The following is a 20144-nucleotide window of genomic DNA, read 5'->3' on the forward strand; positions in this document are numbered from 1 at the left end:
TGAATAATCATTTTGGGATAATTATTTGCAATAATTCATATTAAATTCACAATATCCACTAAAAATAACATAACTGTGATATTTCGCATTTAATATATCGACTCTATAAAAATTTAACAATAACATCAATTGAAGTCAACGTTCTTTTTTTAGATGTAATTTTTAAAATATTTTGACAATTATTAGAATTTTGCATATAATTGGTACATTAAAACATATACTTTTTGAAAAATTTAGTTTACAAAAAGGATGTGAGTGGGATGGAATTTTCTCTTTTTAGTTTTGACGGGGCCTTGCCAGTCGAGGTAACAATTGACGATGACAATGGAAGGTATACCATTCGGAAAAGTGATCGAAGCGGTGAATATTTTAACAGTCCAAAAGAATTAATTGCTTGGATTAAGGCACATTTCCATGAGGAAGAATTCTGCCATCCACACGAATTCCGAGGAATGTTAGCAAAACTATCAGAGTATGAATTAAACGGATATTAAAAGCATCAGCCGCAACTGATGCTTTTTGTTTTTTAAACCACTCTTCGGTCATAAATTCTAAATTCATAATCGTAGGGATTTTTTTCGTCCTTTAAACCTTTTTCGGAGGAAACAAGCATCCAGTTATTTTCGTTGAATTCCGGAAAAAACGTGTCACCTGAAAATTCCTCGTTAATAAAGGTTATGTAAAGACGATCGGCAAAAGGGAACGTCTCTTTAAAAATTTCTGCCCCGCCGATGACAAAAATTTCGTCGTTTTGCTCTTTGCTGTAGCGAACGAATTCATCAACGGAGGTAAAGACCGTACATTCCTCAGGTCGATATTCTTTTTGCCTGGTTATAATGATGTTCTCCCTTCCTGGAAGGACGCGGCCGATTGATTCATGTGTCTTACGCCCCATTGCAATCGGATGCCCCATGGTTACTCGCTTAAAGAATTTTAAATCCTCAGGCAGGTGCCATGGCAGCTGATTATTTTTGCCAATGACCCGGTTTTGGTCCATTGCGACGATAAAGGAAATCATACGCTGACGACTCCTTTGATATGCGGATGCGGGTCATAGTTTTCTAACGTAAAGTCCTCAAATTTGAAGGAAAAAATGTCCTTAACGTCAGGATTGATTTTTAATTGCGGCAATGGTCTCGGATCTCTTTCCAACTGCAGCTTTACTTGCTCTAGATGGTTTTGGTAGATATGAACATCCCCAAAAGTATGGACAAACTCACCGGGCTTTAAGCCGCAAACCTCGGCAATCATCATTGTCAACATGGCATAGGAAGCAATATTAAAAGGCACTCCAAGGAACACATCGGCTGAGCGCTGATAAAGCTGGCAGGACAATTTTCCATCCGCCACATAAAATTGGAACATACAGTGGCATGGAGGCAAAGCCATTTTATCAATTTCTGCCACGTTCCACGCATTGACAAGCAATCTTCTGGAATTGGGATTCGTTTTAATTTGCTCGATTAACTCACTGATTTGGTCAACCGTTTGGCCGTCGGCGCCTGTCCAGGAACGCCATTGATGACCGTAAACTGGACCCAGCTCGCCGTTTTCATCGGCCCATTCATTCCATATTCTAACTCCGTTATCCTGAAGGTATTTAACGTTTGTATCACCATTTAAAAACCATAAAAGTTCATAAATAATGGATTTTAGATGAAGTTTTTTCGTTGTCATAAGAGGAAAGCCTTCCTCTAAATTAAATCTCATTTGATAGCCGAATGTGCTGATGGTTCCAGTGCCTGTGCGGTCGCCCTTAACTGTTCCATGCTCAAGCACATGCTTGCATAGGTCTAGATATTGTTTCAAAATTTTACACTCCCTTAATCGCTGTTCATATTTTTTCATTTTACCATAAAAAGAGCAGACGGTTAAAAAAGGTTTTTGAAGAAATAGTATGTTTCCGGAGCTTTCCATTTTAATTGTGCTTTAGATTCGGAATTTAAGAAATACATCGAAAAGGATTCAGCAAAATATTCCTCCGGGTATTCAAAATAGCTTTTGCCCGGGAACAATTTCTCGTGCTCGTTTTCCATCAGTGTTTTAAATTCCTTTGTTTGGCTTACATTACTTAAAATAATATGGTCGATGGAGTGCGCCATTTCATGCAGTTCCAGGTTGATGGAACCGTGTCCCTTGCCTTTATCACTTGCACCGATCTTGACCAAGACGACCTTCCCGCCGCCGATGCCAGGGACATCATCCCAAGTTGTATTCGCCGGATAGCCCCGTGGGATTTTCCCTTTCAGCTGTCTTGCTGTTGGATTATCGGTAAGCTTTCCGGTAAAAAGTTTGAGGGTAATACCATTTTGATATATTTTGCTTAATAAAGAATTCGGTAAGGAACCAAACCTGTTTATTATTTTTGCAGCCTCTTTTTCGTCAAAAGTCTTCGGCGGTAAGAAAATAATTTGGTTAACATTATTAGGAGATATTTTAATAGATTCATAGAGCTGCGAATTTTTTGGAAAATCAATGATCCGCATGCCATTAATCGAGGCTTTTGATGTCGTTACAGAAACTAGGGACAAGGTGACAATCAAAAAAAATATAACCCATTTACGCATGTTCATCCCTCATCTAGCAAGTATTTTAATAGGATTATAACATGGAAATAGGTTTAAATATTTGTACATTTTAGGAAGAAAAAATAGCCGCCAGGACATTCCCTGGCGGCTTCCTTTCATACTATACCTGTAGCCCGAAATTACGGCAAAGTGAAGCGAGTCCGCCTGCAAAGCCGCTGCCTACGGCATTGAATTTCCAATCACCATTATGGCGATACAGCTCGCAGATAACGACTGCAGTTTCAACGGAAAAGTCTTCACCAAGATCGAACCTTAGGATTTCACGGCCTGTATCTTCATCGACTACACGGGCGAAGGCGTTGCTTACTTGACCAAAATTTTGATTTCGCACTTCAGCATCATGAATCGTTACAGTAATCGCAATGCGATGGACGTGGGCAGGTACCTTGCTGAAATCAATCTTTATTTGCTCATCATCGCCATCGCCTTCACCGGTTCGGTTGTCGCCTGTGTGCTCAACCGCACCTGAAGGATCGGTTAAATTATTATAAAAGACAAAATCCATATCATTTGTGACCCGGCTGTTTGCATCCGTTAAGAATGCTGATGCATCCAAGTCAAAATCGTGGCCGCCATGATAGCGGTTCGTATCCCAGCCAAGGCCGATAATCACTTTGGTTAAGCCAGGATTTGTTTTTGTCAGATCAATTCTTTGACCTTTTGCTAAGTTAATTCCCACAAGTATCACCTCACAAAATTAGCTATAGGAACGAACAACTTCACTCAAGGAAGCAGCGTTGGTGCCGCTGCCGATAGCAGCAAACTTCCACTCATTGCCGTGGCGGTAGATCTCACCTGTTACTAAGCAAGTTCTGCCACTGTAGTCATCAGTCAAATTATAATGAATTAATTCTTGATGATTGCCCGGATTCACGACTCTAATAAAGGCATTGCGGATCATCCCAAAGTGTTGCTTCCGCTTCACACAATCATAAATATTTACCACGAAAACAAGCTTTTCAATATTAGACGGCACTCTGCTTAAATCAATCATGACTTGTTCGTCGTCGCCGTCTCCATCACCAGTCAAATTGTCGCCGGAGTGTTGGACGGACCCGTCTGCGCTCGTTAAATTTCCAAAATAAATAACATCTTTGTTATTTTGCAGGCGGTCATTTGCACCTAGCATGATAACGGAAGCGTCACAATCAACATTCGGTGCACCCCCGCCCCCAAACAAAGAACCGAAGAAGCCGCCTCCTCCGCCGCTGCTTTGAACTGGATCCCAGCCCAATCCTACCATAATTTTAGTCAAACCAGGGTTACCTTTTGTTAAGTCAACTCTTTGTCCTTTTTGTAAATTAATTGCCATGTCTATCACCTCATAAAATTTTAGTATTGCTGTTTTATTTTCTTAAAATTATCCTGCAGCTGCTCCAATCGTCTTGTGCCTTCCTGGCGCAGACGTCTATTTTCCTCTTCAATGGCCTTTGTTTCCTGAAGGCCTTTGAGAATGATATTCCAAGATTCTTCAATCGTTTCGATTTTAATGCTTGGGCCGCCTGCAAGTCTTGCAATATCGGCACTTTGCTGCGAAATATTCTGGGCGTTTCTGAGCAGCATCTCATTGGTACGCCGGTCAAGCTCGCTCATCGAATCAGCAACTAGCTTTTGCCTTTTGGCGGCCACTGCCTGGATTAAGCCATTTTTAAAAATCGGGATCGTAGTTACAAAAGCAGAATTGATTTTTCCAATTAATTTCGTATTTCCACGCTGCAGCATACGGATTTGCGGCGCCGTTTGCAGGGCAACCATCTTCGCCATTTCCAAATCGTAAATCCGCTGCTCCAATAATTCGATGGCATTCTTTAATGAATCCAGCTGCATGGAAGCAAGCTGATCACCAGAAGCAGCACGGGCTTCAAGCTGCGGCAACTGATTATTTTTTAAATCCTCAACCTTCAATTCGCCGGCAACCACATATTTCTCAAGCGTTAAATAATATTGGTAGTTTTGCTCGTACATGGATTCAAGCATGTTGGTTGAATCAACCATTTCAGAACGGTACTTGGATATTTCCACATACACCTTGTCAATTTCCGAGCCCATCGTCTGATATTTGCCAAACAGCTTTTCGACCATTTTTTCGCCCTTTTTAAAAAGTTTAGAGAACAAGCCTCCTGAGGACTTTTGAAAATCCTTCGGATCGAATTTATCCATAATGCGTCCAAGCTGTTTTAACAGTTCGCCGGAATCCTCCACTTTAGTTGTCCGCATGTTGCTTAAGATTTGGTCCGAAAATCGGGAAATTTGCACGGCAGGTTCTTTTCCGAATTCAAGTACCTGAATTTGGTCGCGTTCGTCAATCGAACTAGCAAGGTTTTGGATTTCCGGTTCTTTGCGAAGGGCAAGCTTAATGTCTGAGACTTTTTTTTCCGTCAGCATATCCCCGCCAGGCTGAGGGGTAACATCACTGGATGGATTTGGTGTTAAATTCATGCTTTAATCTCCCCTTAAATTTTTTAAAATGCCATGAAAAAGACCTTTTTTAAATAAAGACGGTTCTTTATATTCCAAGTCAAAAACCATATCATCAAGCCAGTGGATATCGAAATTAATTGAATCAAGGTAATTTTCAATGTCATTATGTCCAGTTGGATTGTAAAGGATGATATCAATTCCAAATTGATTCAAGAGCAGCAGTAAAACCGCATCGGACCGCGACAGCATCCCTGTTGTTTCATTATTAAAAATGATTAATTTTGGGACCTCCTGCGAGTAATCAAATTTCTCGATTAGCTGAATGATGTTCTTGGGCATAAACATCGCCTGAGTGAAGAGAAATACTTTCAGTTCCTCGATGCCTTCCATTGCCAAAGGCTTTAGATCCGGCTTTTCGCACAATTTTTTAACCGCTGCCGCGATTCCTTTTTGCAGACCTGCCGGCAAAAAGGAATAAGGCCAGTAGTGAGCCTGCATCATTTTTTCCGGAACGACCAAACCATCATTGCCGAGCGCGTTTCGATAATGAAACCGAAAATCACTAGTGCTAGGGATGGTCATTGGGAGCCTGCGGATAAGCAGCGTATTTTCCAATTGACTTAACGAATGAAGGCGGTCCCAATATTCTTTTCTGTTTTTGCTGACACCTTGTATTTTGGCAAAGAGTGACGGAATCTGAACTTTTCCATCCCTTACTTCAAAATCAGGGCGAATCATTGCCGCTTCTTTACTGAGAATAAATAGCTCATCATAAGTAGTTCGAAGCGTGATTGAAGAAGGGGTATAGTCCCTTAGCTGCCAAGGCTTGTAAAGACCTGACCCTTCCTGATTAAGAATGTTTTCAATTTCTTTGGAGGCCCGGTAAGCAACGGTTGCTTTACGGGTCCGCTTCTCAGTAGGAAAGGGCTCAGCCGGAAGGTTTTGCTCAAATTGATGAGTAAAAACGGACTCCTTAAGTAACCCTTCTAAAGCATTCTTGCCTTCCGGATGGAAAAAGATAATGTCACAGCCAAGCTGGATTAAATAAAATAGAAAATACTGATGACTCTTTTTGAAATCTCCATACCATAAAAACCTCGGCATTTCCCTTTGCGGGTCTGCTGCTTTGAGTGCCGGCCGAAGATGATTGATGGTCCATTTTACGATATCAACGAGAACACGCCTCAGGTCCGGATTTTTGATTCCTTCCCTTTCAAGGAAGTCAAATAATTCAAGGGTAGTAATCATTGCTTCCCGCAATTTCCGATGAATGACTGGGTCTTTTGATTTTAATAACAGCTGTTCCCCTTCCATAAAAGCGGTGAAACGGTTAATCGACAGCTTTTGTTCCTGATTAATGTTAATCACCTTTTGGATGGATTGGAAGTGGGCATTGTTAATAGATTTATCGAGAGAATCGTCACTTAATAAGTGTAAATTTAAATCTGGCGTATGGACGTATTCGAAAAGCTGATTATAATATTCATCTGTGTCAAATGGTATTCCAAGGAAAATCCCAACAACTTGGCCGATTTGAATGGTCCCATTCTCGATTGAAAAATTGGGTCGCTCGGGCAGCATCTTTTGGAGCATGCCGAGCCAATTTTCATATGAAAGGGCTAAAGGCCGGGGATTTAAATGATTTAAAGGTGGATGCATCGAAAGTCCCTTCCTTTGAAGCAAAAGCTTTTATTCTTCGTTAGCAAATTATGTAAGATTCCCTCATCAATATCATCATAACACAGTTAGCAAAATGGTTCATTTGTTTATACGAATGATGTCAATAAATGTTTCGTAATTGGACACAATTCTTGCGTTTTCACCTTTATCCCTGTCCCTACATATTATTTGAATACTCACACTAAAGTAGGTGACTTCATGAGATCATTATTTAAACGGCCGCATATAAACATGCTGCAGGAGGAACTGGAAACTGTAATGGAGGTCATGGCCTCAGACCTTTTTATATATCTTGATTTATTTGTATTCAGTTTAATTTTTACGCTCCTCCTAGGACCGGTGTTCCAATCCTTTGTCATATCCATTTTGTTCTTGGCTGGATCCTACGGAATATTTTCCAGTATTTATTTCATAATCAGCAGGTTTTCGGAGGGGGATAAAAACTAACCTTTAAGTAGTTTTAAAAATATCTGCAAAATTTCCTCACCGGCTTGAACCCCTGTTTGATTGGTAAAGGTAAGGCCCTCGGCATCGGACATTTTCGCCAGTTCACCATGCCCTGGAACAAGGCGGTGCTGGCAGATTTCAAGGAAATCCATATCAAGGATGGAGTCGCCCGCCCCTGCAATCGCTTTCTTCTGTTCTCGGTGGCAAATAAATTCCAGGGCCGCACCTTTTCTAATCGCACTTGGTAAACAATAAAGCTTTCTCCCCTGAAGGGAAATTCTCCATCCGAGCTGGGCGGCCAATGCCCTTAACATTGCTATTTCATCGATGGTTGGGAAACAATCTAGAATATAGTAGAAAAATAGGTTTCCCACCTGCTTTAACCGCCCGTTTAGCTCAATCCCTTCTCTTCTTATAGCAGAACGTAATTCCTCTGGCACGGTAGACTCTTCATCTATCGCCTTGGAAATATGGTCGTCCCATTCTGGAAGTGGTTTACCTTGATACATGATCACAGCACCATTTGTCGTAATTGCATAGGGAAGGTGAATGCTTTCATCAAAAATAACAAAACGCTTAAATTGTTCTGTTGTTCTAGTTGTCACTGGCACAAAAAGGCTTGAACGCGAAAGTTCAGTAAGTGCCTGATACGAAGGTTCCGTCATGTAGGCCATCCACATCCCGTCCCTTCGTTCAACCGGCTTTAATTCTATTATATTTGGACCGCCTAGTTCTTCAACCGCCCTTGTGGAGTAGATAATCGTCCGGTCCAGGTCAGATGCAAATATCATGGCTGGTTCCCCTTAACAGATTTAATGATGCCGCAGCAAAGATAATGAATATCCGGATACTCGATAACCTCGACTCCCCTTTCTTCAGCGAGCATCAGGATATGCTTAACAAATGGGCTTGTTTTGTCGCGCATTAATATTTTCCAAGGAACCCTTCTTAACAGCACCCTGGTGGTTTCTCCTACGCCGGGTTTAATATGATGGGTATTTTCAATCCCAAATTCGGCTTGAATTTTTTGGACAGCCTGCATCCCGAGAAATTCAGCCGTAATATTCTCATTTAACCGTTGCACTGCGATACCGCTTGCTTGCTCCGAAATTCCGGCAAACTCGCCGTCAATAATGTCAATAAAGGTGTTGGACACATCAGCATCTGTCAACTCTTTGTAAAATTTGGCACCATGAAAATCATTTTTTCCGATATAGGTATTATTTAGCACCGTCCGACTTACCAGCCCCGATACAGTTGAATTTAAACAAGCGCTGGGGATAAGAAAATCTTCCCTCGTCCCAAAAACGCTCGTACAATAGCCGGGATCAGCAAGGACGGCAAGCGTATCATCAAGCTGGATTCCATATTTTTCTTCAAATTGACGGCATGCCTTTGTCAACTCCAACGAAATAGCTCCCTTTCCTGTCCAGCCGTCGACAAATTGAATCCTTCCTTCGGGATGTTCACCCAAAATATAGGCAATCGCATTTTCATCAATGCCCCGGTCGCGAATGATAGAAATACTGTAATGCGGCAGTGACACATTATAGCGTTTTTGGATATATCTTTTTATTAATATGCCGACAGGTGTTCCCGCCCTTGCCAAAGAAACCAGCACTGTATTTTTTCCTTTTAATGAAAAAATCTGCTCAGCAGCAACACCGATGCATAAGGCTACCTTATGTTTATATTCGTGTAATGTATTCCAAAACAGCTCTACATAGTCTTTAGGCGGCTGGTACTCAATCGGCAGAGATTCACTGTAATGGCCCCCTGTTTGAATTTTCAACTCCCTGTTTTCTGTAGAGTCCTCAAGCTTAATCTTGCTTAAATCCTTTAACAGAAATAAACAATCATCCGGACTGTAAGTACCTATCATGGCAGGTTTATTTTTTGCTTGATACATGACCATCACCTCCTGCATCAGAGAAAAAGACAAGCTTTAGCGAAGGAATTTGCGTCTTTTGCAATTCCTTTAGAAATGGAAGAAGACTCTCAGAGTCTATTTCTCTTTCAAAAAAAACAAATAATTCATCGTAATGGCCAGGTGGGATATTATACACAAAATAAGGAATATCATGATCCTCCGGGTTAGGAAAAGCGACTCCGAATTTTGCTCCGTAACCATCCTGATTTTCAATATGTACGGGGCTTCTTGTTGTTGACTGATAGGAAATACCGCTTCCCATTAAAGCGGAAATTCGCATCGGCACATACATAAATTCCCCTGTTCCAAGGCAAAGGGTTTTCTCTCCGGTTCTTAATTCCTTTAAAATCCCCGCTGCTTCTTCTGCTTTTTGCTGAAGCAAGCGATTTTCTTCCGCCGCTAAGCCAAAACGGCCCGTTTCCTTCAAATAGAATGCATTACTTGTAAGATAAGGAGTTTTGCAAAAATGAGCAGATAGAGTTAATTTTTCAACATGCATCTCTTCATACTTCGAATCCATCCCATTGTTGGTCCCTTGTGTAATCTCCTTGAATTGCGTTACCGACACCTCTCCAGTTAACAGACTTATCACATGAATGGTAATACCAAGTTCCTTTTCTAGGTGGGCAAAATCCCGACAGTTTTCGGGCGAGCGCCAATCCAGGATTGAAACCACGGTATACAGTTTCCTTGGAAAGCGGGCATGTATGGAGCGAATTATATTAAGTGCCGTTTTCCCTGTTGTTATTTCATCATCGACCAAGATAATTTCCCGGTCATTTTCCATCATTTCACGAGGAACATAGCATCGATGCGAGGTGGCATGGGAATGCTCTTCTTCAAAAGTGATGTCTGGATTCAGACCATCGATATTCTCCCTGGTGGTATGAAAGAAATCCGCTTCCTTAAAACAATCAAAGAAAGCGTGCCCAAGGGCGGTCGCTGTTTCGGCAAAACCGATTATGACAGGATTGATAGCTTCAGAGATAAATGGGGCGGGAATATAATCCTCATTCTGAAGAAAAGCTCTTAGTATTTGCTCCTTTTCCACACAGTCTAATCCCTTCACAACCTCCATGAACTGGCTGCCTAACAGGGCTGCAGTTAATAAACTTCTTTTTGGTTTAACGGGAATATGCTTGCCTAGTACCTTGCTGACAAACAAAAACGACCGCTTCTTATTTATTCGTGCTGCCATTGTAAAGAGCTCTTCGGGCGGCAGCTCATAGGGATTTTCAGTAATGTTTATAGTAACCTCAATTGCATTAAGAATGGGAAATGTATACCTCTTTTTTGATAAGGTCAATGTTTGTGAATTCTTCATGTAACACCCCGTAAAGCCGTGATTTTAACATTATTTTTTCTGCCCAGTAGAGATGAGGCTTTATTTCATTCATTTTATTGGCAAAATCGCTTTTCATGACACCTATTTCCCCTGTGGCCGCTTTGATTATATTTGATGCATCAACATATTCCTCATAAGGGACAACATTTAGGGATTGAACAATTTTTATGTGTGACGGATGAATCACCGTTTTTCCGGATATTCCGTTGGCAATGTCCATTAGGGTTTCTCTCATCAGTCCATCGAGATTTTCTTCGATTAACCGCCTTCGCCAATGAAGCCCCTCATCCCCAAACCGCTCACGGAATGGAGTTTGCCTTAGCTGCGGCTTTAGCATTCTGTTTTTAGCGGAAAAATACTCCCAGACTGGACCGGAAACAACATACGGACTGTCAATGCGCCCGAAAATATTAATGATATCTGATATGCAATCTCTTAAAATCGCAATATCGTAAACCGTTGTATCCGGACTGCGGCGAATCCCGTACAGCCCACAGAAGTCAGTTGCGCCGATACGGATATTTAAAACAATTTCCTTGTATCGATCAACTATTTGTTTAATCCTTACCAACTCTTCCATTCTTGTTTCCTTATGTAAAACCCTGTCCGTTTCGAGAATCGGCATCGCATAAAAAGGATGTTCGTTAGTATGGATTTTCAGGACCTCATGTAACAGCTCTGCCCCATTCTCCGAAGAAAATTTCGGAAGAACAACACCAGTTAATAGATGTACAGCATCTTCCAGCCGCTCTTTAACCGTTTGCAGCTGTTTTAGATTTCGAACTCGCACAAACATCAATGGAAGATCCTCGATGCTTATAAACCCTTCGTTCAGTGCCCGGAATAATTTTTGCAGTTCATCAATCAGCAAACTCTCCGCACCAAAAACCCGGCTATCACCTACAGCATCTTCGAGATCAATAACCACAGATGTTAGACCGGAAAGCTTTTTTGACAGGATTTCCTGATGAAAATCCGGGCGGTCCGCAGGCATGTACAAGGTTGCTCCCAGACCATAGGACAATAGCTCACGACCCGAATATTTATTAAATTCCTCAGGCCTTTTGTAGAAATACCGCATCAATTCATCTTCGTAAAAATATGTAAAAAAACGCATTTTTTTACTCCTCTTTATCGTAAAAAATAAGGGAGACAACTCACGTCAGCTCCCTTTCTTTCATGCGAAATTTTTTATTAATGATTTTCTGTGCTATTTTCCTTCTTTTTGTTCATAAAATGAACCACAAATGTAGCGGCAAACGTTACTAGCAAGATGATAAAGAAGGTGACATGTCCTACATCGATATGGAAGACTGATAGAAGCATTTTAATAGAAATTAATAGAATTAAAATATACGCTGTGGTTTCAAGCTCAGGAATTCGGTCAATTAATGATAGGAATACACCGGCAACACCTCGCATCATTAACACCCCGAGAATTCCTCCCAATAATAGAACCCATACTTCACCGCTGACGCCGAAAGCGGCAAGAACACTGTCAACAGAGAAGGCAATGTCCATTAACTCAACTGCAACAACGGTTCCCCAGAAGGTTCCGAAAAGACGAATGAGGAGTCCGCTTTGGTTCATGCCTTTTGCCTCTTCTTCCTCTGCTTCAGAGGCTCTTCTCTTATCCATGAAGTATTTTATCGAGAGCCAGGCAAGATACCCCGCACCAAACACTTTTACCCACCAGAATTTGATGAGGTAAACGCCAATTCCAATCGCAATGAATCGAAATGCGTAAGCTCCAAGCAAACCGTAGAAAAGAGCTTTTTTGCGTTTTTCAGGCGGAAGATGCTTTACCATTACAGCTAAAACGAGGGCATTATCTGCTGAAAGCAGACCTTCAAGAATCACTAATGTACCAATAAGTCCCCATGCTACCGGGTCTGTTAAAACTTCTCCCCACATTTCCCAATTAAAGAATTGGGCATACGTGTCTATAATTCCTTGCAATACTGCCATTAAAAAAATTCCCCCTGGATGTTCGCTATTTTTTGTTAAAAAGACCCAGCGAGCGCCGGGTCTCTGTTTTCTCTAATGAATTAACCAACCTGCAGGCCAAAATCAGTTGCCAGTGCTGCTAACCCGCCTTGGTAGCCGCTGCCGATGGCACTGAATTTCCACTCGCCGCTATGACGATACAATTCTCCAACAACAATCGCTGTTTCGATAGAGAAATCTTCGCCCAAATCATAGCGGATTAATTCTTGGCCGGTTTCTTCGTTGAAAATCCGTGCATATGCGTTTGATACCTGTCCAAAGTTCTGATTACGGCTTGCTGCATCATGGATTGTAATCGTAAAGGCAATCCGTTGGATGTTGGCTGGAACTGCCGATAAATTAATGTTTACTTGCTCATCATCGCCATCACCTGCACCGGTCCGGTTATCCCCAGTATGTACCACCGCACCACCCGCACCTTGCGGGTTATTGTAAAAAACAAAATCTGTTTCTGTTGTGACTTTTCCGTTTTCTCCTAATAAAAACACCGAAGAATCCAAATCAAAGTCATTACCGCCGTCATATTTATTGGTGTCCCATCCAAGTCCAACAACAACTTTTGATAAGCCGGGATTTGTTTTTGTTAAATCAACTTTTTGACCTTTTGATAAACTGATTGCCATTTTTCTTTCCTCCTAATTGGGTAATAGTTTATTTACGAGCGTTCCTTTAAAAAGGTTTCAATTTTACAATAAAAATTTTTTCACATATTAATTCATCCATTTTGGGGGTGTGTTTTTAGCCCAATAGATAGCTCCAAGGTTATGGTGGGTTTGGAAATTATCCTTAAAAGTATGATAGTGAAAATTGAACCAGTACCCGGACTGCGGCGGCAAATCCCTTCTCACATGGAATCGTAAAATATCTTTCCCTGTTTGGCTGTTTTTTATATGAAAAATCTTTTCGGAGTATCCTGCACCAGGTTCCTCTGTTATCACAAGATTCTTTAGGTCTTCCTCTGGAAATTGAAGAGCTGTTTGTTCAATCGCCATTTCCATGTTTGGCAAAATTAGGTCGCGGAATTCATTTTCGATGACCGGCTTAATTTTTTGCCCGAATTTTTGATAGGATTGGGTTTCTGCCTGCAGCATCATTTCTTGTATAAAGCGCTCTCTATTAAACTTTGTTTCTTCGAAATATCCTTGAGAATACCCATCCTCTCCCGTTTGTATTTCGAAAACATCTTGATCTTTTGGCGTCTCGGCATTGACAGCGTTCATTAACTGCGCAGGTGTGACGAGCCCAAAAGTTAAAATCGATATGAAAACAAAAAGTGATTTACGAACCCATTTATTCATCCTCGGTTCACCTTATTCCTGTAAAAAATATGTAATTTCTATTATTAAGTATACTGCTTTTTTCCAGAAATAGAAAAGCAGAATTATTTTTCAATAAAACCATAATGAAATTTTGCGGTTTGTCTTTTAATTACCTGAAATCCGTATTTTTCAAATCTCGAGCTTTTGTAATGGTCCTTTAAGACAACGCGATGCTTGGCCACTCGTATCGCCTCATTAATTGTTTCCATTCCAAGCTCTTCATAAATGGCAAACTGCCCTAAAGCCTTAATTCCTTCAGACTCTTTGATACTTTCTTCAAACATTGGGTCAAAATAGACACAATCGACGGAGGCTTCTGCCTGCAGCTTTAAATAGTCATGGGCAGTGGAATTGATGACTGTGATTCTTTTCATTGCTTGGTTCATTTCAAGGATGCCGGAATCCCACGATTGGAGACCCGCCTTCACAACGTAGGCCAAAAATTTCTGCCCTTCTAGTCCTGTGACTTTTCCCTCACTTCCGACGAGAAGGCTTGCGACTATTGCATCTCCGGCCAGCCCAAGAGTGCAATCTAAAACGTTCATCCCTTTTTCCAGTTTGGCAGCATCGGCAAAAGGGTCATGCTCTCCTCTTAGGAGACGTTTGATGCGGAACATCGCGGAGTTTGGGTGAAAGAAAAAAGGCTCAGCAGATTCTGCCTTATGTAATTCCAGACGTTCTTTGCCTACTACAAGACAATCGCTGTTTGCCTCCTTTTGTAATTGGCTAATGGATTTTTTCCTGCGGGGGATATAGGGTGCATCCAAGAGCTTTGAAATCTGGATGGCTTCTTCTTTCTTAAGCTGATTCGTTCTGCCTGAAGTAGTAATAAACATGGTATTCCATCCTATTGTGTATTTAGTAGTAAAAAAGGACGGCTTTCGCACGTCCCCTTAAAGTTTTTAGCAATGAGCTTCTAATGCTCCTAATATATTTTGCATTACGGTTTCCATCGGCATTCCTTCGATATCATGGCGCGGGATAAAATGGACTACTTTATTATCCTTTAATAACGCCATCGATGGTGATGACGGTTCAATCCCTTCGAAATACTCGCGCATCTTCGCTGTTGCTTCTTTATCTTGGCCTGCAAAAACGGTGACGAGATGATCCGGTTTTTTCTCGCTGTTTAAAACAGCCTGGGTAACCGCCGGGCGGGCTAAACCGGCTGCGCAGCCGCAAACGGAGTTCACGACAACAAGTTTCGTGCCTGATGAGTCTTCCATAAATTTTTCAACATCCTCTGCCGTTGTCAGTTCCGCAAAACCCGCGGTTGTTAACTCCTGACGCATTGGCATGACCATTTGTCTCATATATTCTTCATAAGCATTTGACATAGTTTATAACCTCCATAAATTTTAGTATGAACCCATTTACTCTTCTGTTTTCCTTGCTTCCGTCATTTGCTTCCAAACGGAGCCTTTTGCTTCTTCCCCGCCCTCGATTCTCTCAATTGCCATCCTGATTTGCATGCTTACCTCGAATTCAGAGTCATTTTCAGCAGCCTTTAGAGCTGAAAGCGCCTTTTCATCTCCAACCTCGTAAAGGAACATCGCGGCCCGCCAGCGGACCAATTTGCTCGGGTCTTTCAAGGCTTCAAGCATTTCGTCCTGCGCTTCAGGGAAGCCGAGGTCCGATAAGCAATCGCCTGCTGTTCTTCTGACGGTTACGGTTTTATCCTTTAAAGCGCGGTATAACAGCGGCAATACCGCTTGGTCCTTAATCATTCCAAGATAAACAGTGGCAAGTCTGCGGATAGACGGCTTTTCATCAGAGAGTGCTTTTTCGAGCATTGGCAAATCCTCCAAATCCGGATCATCCATTTGCTCAAGCAATTGGTAGCGAACCTGCCAATCAGGGTTACTCATGTCGCCAGCCGTCACTTTACGGCGCTTCGGCTTTGTTTTTTGCTCCAATTGAGTTTCTGCAGCTTGCGCTTTTTGGACAAGTTCTTCAAGGCGCAGCGTGGGATAAGCCGCGATTAGTTCCTCGACAACCTCCGGCCCAACCTGATCCATTTCACCATATCTAACTCCTTGATGATCCCATTTCCGCAGCAAAATATAATTATCCTCCGGAAGCTGGGCATTTTCCCGCGCTTTTAAAAAGTAGTCGGGCATTCCGAACCTTTTTTCAGAAGTGCCATCTGTCAGCTTAACTTGGAGCGGAATCCCCTTGAACATTTGAACTTCCACTTTGATTTCACCAAAATGATCGTTGATTGCTTTTGCAGTGTTTGCGATTTGGTCAGTATCTTCACCGAATGCCTGGCGGACCTTTGGTAGAAGTTCCTTCCAGTCATATTTAGCGTTGCGTTCAACAGCTAGGAAATCAGCCACATGATATACGCCCTTAATGCCCTCTATTTGCAGGACGGCTTGAATAACAGGGGGTGCATCCAGCGCTGTTTCCTTTTTATAATTATGGCTCTTGCCCATTGGAAGCTCATGGTCAAGAAGGATTTTCATCGTATTCGGACTTGGCGTCGGTTCAATTGACTTAATTTTCAACATACTCACCTTATTCATATGTTTTCTTTAACAAGTTTAACATAATGAGAGGAGTATATTCATGTAAGATGCCTAATAAATGGTTAGTTCTCATTTCCATTTTCATGGTAATTGTAGATATCCTTTGAAAATTTGATTTTTGTAGATAAATTTCAAGAAATGTAGATATCACAAAAAAATTGTAGATATCTGCCTAATTTTTGTAGATATATTTCCAAGTTACAAAAAAGAGCACGCACTAAGGCGTACTCTCACTCATTCTCAGCCAATTCAGCCAAATAGGACCATCTTTCGATTAAGTGCTCCAATTTTTCGTTCAGCTCAGCCTCTTTTTTCATTAAATCCTGTAATCTTGAAAAATTGCTCCCAGCCGAAGCCATTTCCGCTGCCACTTCTTCAAGCTCAACTTCGGTTTTAGCAATTGCCTCATCAATCTCGGCCCAGTCTTTTTTCTCCATATAGGTCATTTTCTTCTTTTTTTCCTTCTCAGGAGCCTTAACAGCTGGAGCAGCGGCAGGTGCTGCTTTCAAGGTATCTTGCGTGACTGTTTCTTTTTCCAAATATTCGCTATAATTTCCAAAAAAGAAATCAATCTTACCTTCCCCGCGCAGCACTAACAGTTGTTCAGCGACTTTATCAAGAAAATATCGGTCGTGGGAAACAGTAATCACGACACCTGGAAACTCCTCAAGGTAGTCTTCCAAAACCGTCAATGTCTGAGTATCAAGATCGTTGGTCGGCTCATCAAGCAGTAAGACATTCGGTGCTGTCATCAGGATTTTCAATAAATACAAACGGCGTTTCTCCCCGCCCGACAGCTTGCGAATTGGCGTCCCATGCGTATATGGAGGAAATAAAAAGCGCTCGAGCATTTGTGCCGCGGAAATCGTCTTCCCGTCTGATGTCTCGACGATTTGCGCTGTTTCCTTAATGTATTCAATCATCCGCTTATTTTCATCCATATCCTCGCTTTCCTGGGTATAGTAGGCAATTTTCACAGTAGCACCCAAATTAAACTCTCCCTCATCAAGAGGAATGCGCTTAGCGAGGATATTTAATAATGTGGATTTACCAGTTCCGTTCCTACCGATAATGCCAATTCTGTCCCCCGGTTTGACAAGCAAATCAAAGCGGTTAAGGATTGCTTTTTCACCATACCGCTTGGATGCATCTTTTAGTTCAAATACCTGCTTACCTAAGCGACTGCCATTCAAAGAAATATCAAGCTTTTCACCTGACGACTTTCCGCTTGAGAGCTTTTCGTCAAGCTCTTCAAAACGCTGAATCCGCGCCTTTTGTTTAGTCGTCCTCGCCTTTGCCCCGCGCCGGATCCATTCCAGTTCTCGTCTGAACAGGTTCTTTCTTTTTTCAAATGTGGCCGCCTCATTTTCCTCGCGGATCGCTTTTGCCTCCAGAAAAGCGGCATAATTGCCTTTATAGCTGTATAAATTGCCGCCATCAAGCTCAAACATCCGATTGGTAACCCGATCCAAAAAGTAGCGGTCATGGGTGACGAGGAGGATGGAGCCCTTATATCTGCTCAAGTAATCCTCAAGCCACTTAACGCTATCAAAATCGAGGTGGTTTGTCGGTTCATCCAATATAAGCAAATCGGGTTCAGCGATTAATACCTGTGCCAACGCAACCCGTTTCTTCTGGCCCCCGGACAAACTGCCAACTCTTTGGGTAAAATCTTCAATGCCCAATTTTGTTAAGACCGACTTGGCATTTGTGCTTGCATCCCAGGCGTCCAAAGCATCCATTTGCTTCTGCAGACGGAAAAGTTCATCCTGAAGTTTCACATCATCTGGTGCAGCATTTAGCTCCATAAGTATATTTTCATATTCCCTCATCAGCTTAAGGATTGGCGCATCTCCGTGAAAAACTTGTTCTAGTATAGTCCGGTCCATTTCAAAATCAGGCTGCTGCGACAGGTAAGCAATGGAATAATCTTTACCGGAAATGATTTTTCCTTCATCAGGCACATCCAAACCTGCCACGATTTTTAACAATGAAGATTTTCCAGTTCCATTTACTCCAATCAGCCCGACACGTTCTTTTTCGCCGATGGTAAACGAAATATTAGAAAATAATTGCTTTTCTCCGTATGTTTTTGAAACATTTTCGACTGTCAGCATTTTCATGATTGTTGACCATTCCATTCACGGTAAAATTGTTCTAAAAACGATTGCATCATTTGCTGCCTTGGCTCCGCCATTTGCATTGCCGTCTCGGTATTCAATAAATCTTTTAATTTTAATAATTTTTCATAGAAATGATGGATGCTCGTTGATTTTCCTCTTCGATATTCTTCCTGGCTCATTGTTTCCCTCACCATGATAGCGGGGTCATAGATGGACTGCCCTTTTTTGCCGCCGTAAGCAAAGGCTCTTGCAATGCCTATCGCGCCGATGGCATCCAGCCGATCTGCATCCTGAACAATTTTTGCTTCCACCGATGAAAGCTTACTGCCATGACCGCCTTTATAGGAAATAGAAAAAATAATCTCCCTAATGTGATTTTTTTCAACATCCTTGAGGGGGATCGTCTCCATAAAGCTCTCAAGTTTCTGTTTCCCTGCTTCTTCGCTATAATTCAGCTTTTCATCAGGAATATCATGAAGCAAGGCAGCCATTTCTATGATAAATGGGTCGCCCTGCTGTTCCGCCTTGCTAATATGTATGGCATTCCGTCTGACACGGTCCACATGGAACCAGTCATGACCGGTTGAATCCTCACCTAATTGATTGCGGACAAATTCTTCCGTCTGCTCTATAATTTTGTCTATCAAATTTAGCACCTGCCTTTATCCTTGCTATTTTAACACGAATATCAGCCAAACAAGAAAAAATAACCCCGAAAAAGCGAGGTTATCTTTTTATAGCATTTTTATTTTAATCCATTAAACCAGCTGATGCCGAGTGTATTTTCCCCTGCATGGACACCGATGACGGCCCCTAATGGTGCATCAAGCACATTCAGTTCCGGATAGCGTGTTTGTATTTCCTGCCGCCAATCAACTGTATGCTCTTCATGCAGACCATACAATAAATACACTTCTTTAAAGTGATGCTTTTCATATGCCTGTTTAAAATATTCGAGAATTTTATCCTTGGCCTTTTTCTCGGTGCGGACTTTCTCCTTCACATACAAGGCTCCATTATCAAATGAAATCACTGGCTTGACGTTTAACATGCTGCCCAGAAAGAATTGCACGCCCGACATTCTGCCGCCGCGGTGAAGCTGCTCGAGACTTCCAACTAATACGTATGTTTCGTTTGTATCTCTTATTTCTTCCATTTTTTTAATGACGTGTTCGAGATTATGACCTTCCGCCAATAATTCCATTCCTTTTTTCATCAATGCCGACATTGGCAGAGTAAGAATATTTGAATCAAAAATTATTACTGGGATATCCACCAGCTTTGCGGCCTGCTCACTGGAAGAAACTGTACCGCTCAGCTTCCCGGAAAGATGGACAGCAACAATTTGGTCATAATCTTTAGAAAGCCGTTCGAACACTTCCTGAAAAGCCCCCACTGAAGGCTGGGATGTCTTAGGCGGGCTTTTAAGGTGCTTTAACTTCTCAAACAATTCATGTGAAGTCAAGTCAATCCCATCTGCAAATACCTCTCCGTCAAGAATAACGGATAATGGAACACTATATATATCAGGATGTTTTTTTAATTCTGAGTCTAAATAAGCGGTGCTATCAGTCACCCATGCCGTTTTAACCACGGTCATCTCCCCTTGCTGGAATTTTAGTACCTACTACTAATAGTAACTGTAATTCCGAATATTGTAAATATTTATAACACCTAATCGAGTAGGAGGGGGTGACTAACCCCCGACCTCTCACACCACCGTACGTACCGTTCGGTATACGGCGGTTCTATT

The 20144-nt window shown here is 41.8% G+C and carries 21 protein-coding genes; 1 reads left to right on the top strand and 20 read right to left on the bottom strand.

What is annotated here, in order from left to right:
- Nucleotides 1-260: 260 nt before the first annotated feature.
- Nucleotides 261-494, top strand: coding sequence for a hypothetical protein (locus KHB02_RS27170; protein WP_213145111.1), 234 nt, complete (start codon nt 261-263; stop codon nt 492-494).
- A 32-nt stretch (nt 495-526) separates the two neighbouring features.
- Here the strand turns inward: KHB02_RS27170 and KHB02_RS27175 are convergent, their stop codons facing one another.
- From KHB02_RS27175 to KHB02_RS27270, 20 genes are all read right to left on the bottom strand, one after another.
- A complete protein-coding gene (locus KHB02_RS27175) occupies nt 527-1018 on the bottom strand; it encodes a dihydrofolate reductase (protein WP_213145110.1) in 492 nt (163 codons plus the stop codon).
- On the bottom strand, nt 1015-1809 hold the full coding sequence (locus KHB02_RS27180; RefSeq protein ID WP_213145109.1) for a thymidylate synthase: 795 nt from the start codon (nt 1807-1809) through the stop codon (nt 1015-1017). The genes KHB02_RS27175 and KHB02_RS27180 overlap by 4 nt, the downstream gene beginning before the upstream one ends.
- A gap of 62 nt (nt 1810-1871) precedes the next feature.
- Nucleotides 1872-2567, bottom strand: a complete 696-nt coding sequence (locus KHB02_RS27185) for an anthrax toxin lethal factor-related metalloendopeptidase (protein WP_213145108.1) — start codon at nt 2565-2567, stop codon at nt 1872-1874.
- 121 nt (nt 2568-2688) lie between these two features.
- Nucleotides 2689-3267, bottom strand: a complete 579-nt coding sequence (locus KHB02_RS27190; RefSeq protein WP_213145107.1) for a TerD family protein — start codon at nt 3265-3267, stop codon at nt 2689-2691.
- A gap of 18 nt (nt 3268-3285) precedes the next feature.
- The gene (locus KHB02_RS27195) at nt 3286-3900 is read right to left on the bottom strand and encodes a TerD family protein (RefSeq protein ID WP_213145106.1); all 615 of its coding nucleotides are present in this window, start codon (nt 3898-3900) and stop codon (nt 3286-3288) included.
- 20 nt (nt 3901-3920) lie between these two features.
- A complete protein-coding gene (locus tag KHB02_RS27200) occupies nt 3921-5027 on the bottom strand; it encodes a toxic anion resistance protein (protein ID WP_213145105.1) in 1107 nt (368 codons plus the stop codon).
- Nucleotides 5028-5030: 3 nt separating this feature from the next.
- The gene (locus tag KHB02_RS27205; RefSeq protein WP_213145104.1) at nt 5031-6668 is read right to left on the bottom strand and encodes a YceG family protein; all 1638 of its coding nucleotides are present in this window, start codon (nt 6666-6668) and stop codon (nt 5031-5033) included.
- A gap of 464 nt (nt 6669-7132) precedes the next feature.
- The gene (locus KHB02_RS27210) at nt 7133-7927 is read right to left on the bottom strand and encodes an HAD family hydrolase (protein WP_213145103.1); all 795 of its coding nucleotides are present in this window, start codon (nt 7925-7927) and stop codon (nt 7133-7135) included.
- A complete protein-coding gene (locus tag KHB02_RS27215) occupies nt 7924-9045 on the bottom strand; it encodes a cysteine protease StiP family protein (RefSeq protein WP_213145102.1) in 1122 nt (373 codons plus the stop codon). The genes KHB02_RS27210 and KHB02_RS27215 overlap by 4 nt, the downstream gene beginning before the upstream one ends.
- Nucleotides 9026-10390, bottom strand: coding sequence for a phosphoribosyltransferase family protein (locus KHB02_RS27220; protein WP_213145101.1), 1365 nt, complete (start codon nt 10388-10390; stop codon nt 9026-9028). Before KHB02_RS27220 ends, KHB02_RS27215 begins: the two co-directional genes overlap by 20 nt.
- Entirely contained in the window at nt 10332-11528 is a 1197-nt protein-coding gene (locus tag KHB02_RS27225) for an HpcH/HpaI aldolase/citrate lyase family protein (protein ID WP_213145100.1), read from the bottom strand. The genes KHB02_RS27220 and KHB02_RS27225 overlap by 59 nt, the downstream gene beginning before the upstream one ends.
- A gap of 77 nt (nt 11529-11605) precedes the next feature.
- Complete coding sequence (locus KHB02_RS27230; RefSeq protein ID WP_213145099.1) at nt 11606-12379, bottom strand: TerC family protein; 774 nt, start codon at nt 12377-12379, stop codon at nt 11606-11608.
- A gap of 80 nt (nt 12380-12459) precedes the next feature.
- Nucleotides 12460-13041, bottom strand: coding sequence for a TerD family protein (locus KHB02_RS27235; RefSeq protein WP_213145098.1), 582 nt, complete (start codon nt 13039-13041; stop codon nt 12460-12462).
- An 87-nt stretch (nt 13042-13128) separates the two neighbouring features.
- On the bottom strand, nt 13129-13716 hold the full coding sequence (locus KHB02_RS27240; protein ID WP_213145097.1) for a YpjP family protein: 588 nt from the start codon (nt 13714-13716) through the stop codon (nt 13129-13131).
- A gap of 83 nt (nt 13717-13799) precedes the next feature.
- Complete coding sequence (locus KHB02_RS27245) at nt 13800-14573, bottom strand: class I SAM-dependent methyltransferase (protein ID WP_213145096.1); 774 nt, start codon at nt 14571-14573, stop codon at nt 13800-13802.
- Nucleotides 14574-14639: 66 nt separating this feature from the next.
- Nucleotides 14640-15074: a BrxA/BrxB family bacilliredoxin gene (locus KHB02_RS27250; protein WP_213145095.1), complete on the bottom strand. Its 435-nt coding sequence runs from the start codon at nt 15072-15074 to the stop codon at nt 14640-14642.
- Between the two features lie 36 nt (nt 15075-15110).
- On the bottom strand, nt 15111-16247 hold the full coding sequence (locus tag KHB02_RS27255; RefSeq protein ID WP_213145319.1) for a conserved virulence factor C family protein: 1137 nt from the start codon (nt 16245-16247) through the stop codon (nt 15111-15113).
- 251 nt (nt 16248-16498) lie between these two features.
- Nucleotides 16499-18391: an ABC-F family ATP-binding cassette domain-containing protein gene (locus tag KHB02_RS27260; protein WP_213145094.1), complete on the bottom strand. Its 1893-nt coding sequence runs from the start codon at nt 18389-18391 to the stop codon at nt 16499-16501.
- Complete coding sequence (locus KHB02_RS27265) at nt 18388-19038, bottom strand: HD domain-containing protein (protein ID WP_213145093.1); 651 nt, start codon at nt 19036-19038, stop codon at nt 18388-18390. The genes KHB02_RS27260 and KHB02_RS27265 overlap by 4 nt, the downstream gene beginning before the upstream one ends.
- Nucleotides 19039-19136: 98 nt before the next feature.
- A complete protein-coding gene (locus tag KHB02_RS27270; RefSeq protein WP_213145092.1) occupies nt 19137-19985 on the bottom strand; it encodes a DegV family protein in 849 nt (282 codons plus the stop codon).
- Nucleotides 19986-20144 lie beyond the last annotated feature (159 nt).

This window comes from Neobacillus citreus (assembly GCF_018343545.2).
GTDB classification, from domain to species: Bacteria; Bacillota; Bacilli; order Bacillales; family Cytobacillaceae; genus Neobacillus; species Neobacillus citreus.

What these genes read in the sequence shown, in the direction of transcription:
- KHB02_RS27175 (WP_213145110.1), bottom strand. Translation starts at nt 1,018, where the DNA reads ATGATTTCCTTTATCGTCGCAATGGACCAAAACCGGGTCATTGGCAAA.
- KHB02_RS27225 (WP_213145100.1), bottom strand. Translation starts at nt 11,528, where the DNA reads ATGCGTTTTTTTACATATTTTTACGAAGATGAATTGATGCGGTATTTC.
- KHB02_RS27245 (WP_213145096.1), bottom strand. Translation starts at nt 14,573, where the DNA reads ATGTTTATTACTACTTCAGGCAGAACGAATCAGCTTAAGAAAGAAGAA.
- KHB02_RS27240 (WP_213145097.1), bottom strand. Translation starts at nt 13,716, where the DNA reads ATGAATAAATGGGTTCGTAAATCACTTTTTGTTTTCATATCGATTTTA.
- KHB02_RS27185 (WP_213145108.1), bottom strand. Translation starts at nt 2,567, where the DNA reads ATGCGTAAATGGGTTATATTTTTTTTGATTGTCACCTTGTCCCTAGTT.
- KHB02_RS27250 (WP_213145095.1), bottom strand. Translation starts at nt 15,074, where the DNA reads ATGTCAAATGCTTATGAAGAATATATGAGACAAATGGTCATGCCAATG.
- KHB02_RS27220 (WP_213145101.1), bottom strand. Translation starts at nt 10,390, where the DNA reads ATGAAGAATTCACAAACATTGACCTTATCAAAAAAGAGGTATACATTT.
- KHB02_RS27200 (WP_213145105.1), bottom strand. Translation starts at nt 5,027, where the DNA reads ATGAATTTAACACCAAATCCATCCAGTGATGTTACCCCTCAGCCTGGC.
- KHB02_RS27205 (WP_213145104.1), bottom strand. Translation starts at nt 6,668, where the DNA reads ATGCATCCACCTTTAAATCATTTAAATCCCCGGCCTTTAGCCCTTTCA.
- KHB02_RS27215 (WP_213145102.1), bottom strand. Translation starts at nt 9,045, where the DNA reads ATGTATCAAGCAAAAAATAAACCTGCCATGATAGGTACTTACAGTCCG.
- KHB02_RS27235 (WP_213145098.1), bottom strand. Translation starts at nt 13,041, where the DNA reads ATGGCAATCAGTTTATCAAAAGGTCAAAAAGTTGATTTAACAAAAACA.
- KHB02_RS27260 (WP_213145094.1), bottom strand. Translation starts at nt 18,391, where the DNA reads ATGAAAATGCTGACAGTCGAAAATGTTTCAAAAACATACGGAGAAAAG.
- KHB02_RS27170 (WP_213145111.1), top strand. Translation starts at nt 261, where the DNA reads ATGGAATTTTCTCTTTTTAGTTTTGACGGGGCCTTGCCAGTCGAGGTA.
- KHB02_RS27210 (WP_213145103.1), bottom strand. Translation starts at nt 7,927, where the DNA reads ATGATATTTGCATCTGACCTGGACCGGACGATTATCTACTCCACAAGG.
- KHB02_RS27195 (WP_213145106.1), bottom strand. Translation starts at nt 3,900, where the DNA reads ATGGCAATTAATTTACAAAAAGGACAAAGAGTTGACTTAACAAAAGGT.
- KHB02_RS27230 (WP_213145099.1), bottom strand. Translation starts at nt 12,379, where the DNA reads ATGGCAGTATTGCAAGGAATTATAGACACGTATGCCCAATTCTTTAAT.